Origin of the sequence: uncultured Campylobacter sp., assembly GCF_937997465.1 — a bacterium.
In the GTDB taxonomy this organism is placed as follows: Bacteria; Campylobacterota; Campylobacteria; order Campylobacterales; family Campylobacteraceae; genus Campylobacter_A.
Genome location: NZ_CALKTQ010000312.1, coordinates 1 through 2,711 on the forward strand (window position 1 = coordinate 1; position 2,711 = coordinate 2,711).

3 protein-coding genes are annotated in these 2,711 nt (G+C 48.5%); all 3 read left to right on the plus strand.

Going from position 1 to position 2,711, the window contains the following annotated elements:
• The coding region (locus tag Q0546_RS10565; RefSeq protein ID WP_298792863.1) for a pitrilysin family protein at window positions 1-1,108 on the plus strand (1,108 nt) is incomplete at its 5' end.
• Window positions 1,101-1,997, plus strand: a complete 897-nt coding sequence (gene dapA, locus Q0546_RS10570; protein WP_298792865.1) for a 4-hydroxy-tetrahydrodipicolinate synthase — start codon at window positions 1,101-1,103, stop codon at window positions 1,995-1,997. The genes Q0546_RS10565 and dapA, both read left to right, overlap by 8 nt.
• Window positions 1,997-2,711: enoyl-ACP reductase (locus tag Q0546_RS10575; RefSeq protein WP_298792867.1), on the plus strand; the 715-nt coding region annotated here is incomplete at its 3' end. The genes dapA and Q0546_RS10575, both read left to right, overlap by 1 nt.

The window sequence follows — 2,711 nt, forward strand, 5'->3', positions numbered from 1 at the left end:
GCACATGCTAGAACATCTAAATTTTAAATCCACCAAAAATATGAAAGCGGGCGAATTTGACGAGATCGTAAAGGGTTTTGGCGGCGTAAATAACGCTAGCACGGGCTTTGATTATACGCATTATTTCGTCAAATGCTCAAAAGGCAACCTAGACGAGGCTCTTAGGCTTTATGCCGATATAATGGAAAATTTGAGCCTAAAAGATAAAGAATTTCAGCCCGAGCGCGATGTCGTGACCGAGGAGCGAAGATGGCGCACAGACAACTCTCCGATCGGCTTTTTGTACTTTACGCTTTTTAACGTCGCTTTTAGTTATCACCCGTATCACTGGACTCCGATCGGCTTTATCGGCGACATCAGAAACTGGACGATAGAGGACATAAAAGAATTTCACGAGACGTACTATCAGCCGCAAAACGCGATGCTTCTAATCAGCGGCGACATCGATAAAAAAAGCGCGTTTGAGCTAGGCAAAAAGCACTTTAAAAATATAAAAAACAAAAAACCGCTACCTAAGTTGCACTGCATCGAGCCTGAGCAAAACGGCGCAAAAAGGGCTGAAATTTACAAGGATAGCGAGGTAGAGATGCTGGCGCTTGCCTTTAAGATCCCGCCGTTTAATCACGAGGATCAGCCTGCGTTAGGCGCGCTAGCGGAGTATCTAGGCAGCGGACAAAGCTCTGTTTTACAACGCGTTTTGATAGATGAAAAATGTCTCGTAAACAGCGTGGACGTCTATAATATGAGCAATATCGACGAGAGTCTGCTCATCGTGCTTGCCGTTTGTAATCCAGGCGTCAAGGCAGAGGCCGTAGAGGACGAGATCTGGAGAGTGCTTGAAAACGCAAAAACGCAAAAAATAGACGAAGACGAGATAACTAAGATAAAAAATAGCTTAAAAAGCGATCTTATTTACTCGTTAGATAGCGCGTCGAAGGTAGCAAATTTATACGGCGGATATCTCGTTAGAGGCGATATAAAGCCGCTTTTTGAGCTACCTGAAAAAACAGCCGCGCTAAAACCAGCCGATCTAAACGAAATCTGCAAAAAATACGCAAGAAAAGAAAAATCCACGACGATCATCCTAAGAAAGGAAAAAAGTGAATAAAAAAGCAATAACGGGCGCTATGACGGCGCTGATTACGCCTTTTAAAGACGGTAAACTAGACGAAATCGGTTATGAAAAATTAATCAAAAGACAAATAGCAAACGGCATTGACGCGGTCGTACCCGTAGGCACGACAGGCGAGAGCGCGACGCTAACGCACGACGAGCATAGAATCTGTATCGAGATCGCCGTAAATACCTGCAAAAATACGGACGTAAAAGTACTCGCGGGTGCCGGCAGTAACGCCACTCACGAGGCGGTAGGATTAGCCAAATTTGCTCAAGATCACGGCGCAGACGGCATCCTCTCGGTTGCGCCCTACTACAACAAACCGACGCAAGAAGGCCTATACCGCCACTACAAAGCGATCGCCTCAAGCGTCGAAATCCCGGTGCTACTCTATAACGTCCCCGGCCGAGTAGGCGTGGATATCCAGCCGTGCACGGTTTTTAGGCTATTTAAAGAGTGCGAGAACGTTTACGGCGTAAAAGAGGCCACGGGTAGCATCGAGCGCTGCGTCGATCTGCTCGCGCACGAGCCTGGCCTATCCGTCGTCAGCGGCGAGGACGCGATAAACTACCCTATCCTCTCAAACGGCGGCAAGGGCGTGATCTCGGTTACGGCAAATTTGCTTCCCGACGAGATATCAAATTTGACTCACTTTGCGCTAAAGGGCGAGTTTGCGCGCGCAAAAGCCATAAACGACGATCTGTATGCGGTCAATAAAATAATGTTTTGCGAGAGCAACCCGATCCCGGTCAAGGCCGCTATGTATATCGCCGGGCTCATATCAAGCCTCGAGTACCGCTTGCCGCTTTGCGAGCCGAGCGCCGAAAATCTCAAAAAAATCGAACAAACCATAAAGCAATATAACATAAAAGGATTTTAATGAACTGCGAAAACGAATTTAAAGGCAAAACTCTAGTAATCAGCGGCGGAACGCGCGGTATCGGACGCGCCATCGTGGAGGAATTCGCCGCAAAGGGTGTAAACATCGCCTTTACATATAACTCAAACGAAGAGCTAGCCAAGACCCAAGCCGCCGAGCTCGAGGCGACGTACGGCATAAAAGCTAGAGCCTACGCGCTAAATATACTTGAGCCCGAGACCTATAAAGATCTATTTTTAGAGATCGACGCAAACTTCGATCGCATCGATTTTTTCATCTCAAACGCTATCATCTCGGGTCGTCCGGTCGCAGGCGGATATACGAAATTTATGAAACTTCGCCCTCGCGGTATCAATAACATTTTCACCGCAACCGTAAACGCATTCGTAGTCGGCGCGCAAGAAGCGGCAAAACGCATGGAAAAAACGGGCGGCGGCAGCATCATCTCGCTATCATCGACGGGTAATCTCGTCTACATCGAAAACTACGCAGGCCACGGCACCGCAAAAGCCGCGGTCGAAGCCATGGCGCGCTACGCAGCGACCGAGCTTGGCGAAAAAAATATCCGCGTAAACGTCGTTAGCGGCGGCCCGATCGAGACGGACGCGCTTAGGGCTTTTACTAACTATGAGGAAGTTCGCGACAAAACAGCCGAGCTAAGTCCGCTAAATCGCATGGGGCAGCCGACCGACATAGCAGGCGCATGTTTGTTTC